General features: G+C 45.4%; 1 protein-coding gene. It reads right to left on the bottom strand.

Annotation, left to right across the window (positions count from 1 at the left end; translation table 11 throughout):
* Positions 1–31 precede the first annotated feature (31 nt).
* Positions 32–1,146 (bottom strand): IS3 family transposase gene (locus ACYVH9_RS31595; RefSeq protein WP_460640447.1). Its coding sequence is split into 2 segments (ribosomal slippage): positions 32–894 and positions 894–1,146, totalling 1,116 coding nucleotides; the frame shifts between segments, so codons are not numbered across the junction.
* Between the last annotated feature and the right edge of the window lie 84 nt (positions 1,147–1,230).

Genomic DNA, 1,230 nt, shown 5'->3' with positions numbered 1-1,230 from the left:
TGACCTTGACCCAAATCTTGGACAGCCAAAGCTAGAAAATCAGGCTTTCTTTTTCTTTAATTTTCTTCCCCTTTCCCACCTCGTCAGGCGTCAGGTTTCCTAACGAACTGTGCGGGCGGTATGAGTTATACTCCTGTCGCCAAGCTTCAATTTTTTCTCGAGCGTCTTCCAATGACAAAAACCAGTGCGCGTTTAAACACTCATCTCGAAAGCTCCCATTAAATGACTCAATGAATGGGTTATCAGTGGGTTTACCAGGGCGAGAAAAGTCGAGTGTCACCTTGTTATCATATGCCCACTTGTCCAGTGCTTTCGAAATAAACTCGCTTCCATTATCAACCTGTATCCTTTTCGGAGAAGCTGAACATACTTCTTTCAGGTGATTCATCACTGCTACCACGTCTTCTCCTTTTAACGACTGCCCTACATGGATGGCCAGGCATTGGCGACTATAATTATCTACTACAGTTAAGGCCCGGATTTTTCGTCCGTCAAAAAGTTGATCCGCCACAAAATCCATACTCCAACTCTGATTTAAACTAGAAAGTTGAGGCCGATCAAGCCTCTGTGCGGCCGCTCTATTCCGCTTTGGTCGCTTACTTCTTAAGTTTAACCCTTCTTCACAGTACACTCTACGAACTCGTTTATGGTTGTCGCGCCAACCCTCACGCCTAAGCAGAACATGGATTCGTCGATAACCGTAGCGGACACGTACCTGAGCGATTTCTTTGATTCTGTGCCGTACAGCCGTATCATCTCGACGGTGTGGCTTATAATACCAGCAGGACCGTTGCAGTAGTACAACCGAGCAGGCTCGTTGAACGGGAACACGATAATCCGTAATTAAACTAGTGGCCAGCATCCGCTTCTGGGCTGGCCTTAAAACTTTTTTTTGAGCACATCCTGGAGCATTTGCTTATCCAAGCTTAGGTCCGCTACCAATTGTTTAAGCTGCTTATTTTCTTCCTCAAGCTGTCGTAGTTTGCGTAACTCGGGAACACCCAAGCCAGCATATTTCTTCTTCCAAATATAAAAGGTAGCCTCGCTGACGCCCATCTTGCGGCATACTTCCGATACAAGCACTCCCGTGTCAGCTTGACGAAGGGCAAAAATGATCTGTGCTTCGGTGAACTTTGACTTTTTCATAAGCGATTCTTTGGTTTGTTTAAGTTACCTAAATCGCCTTGATTTTTCTATCCTCTTACTGTCCAGTTTTTAGGGTCAAGGTCA

This window comes from Larkinella harenae (assembly GCF_054780515.1).
This window is presented reverse-complemented; position numbering and strand designations above follow the sequence as displayed.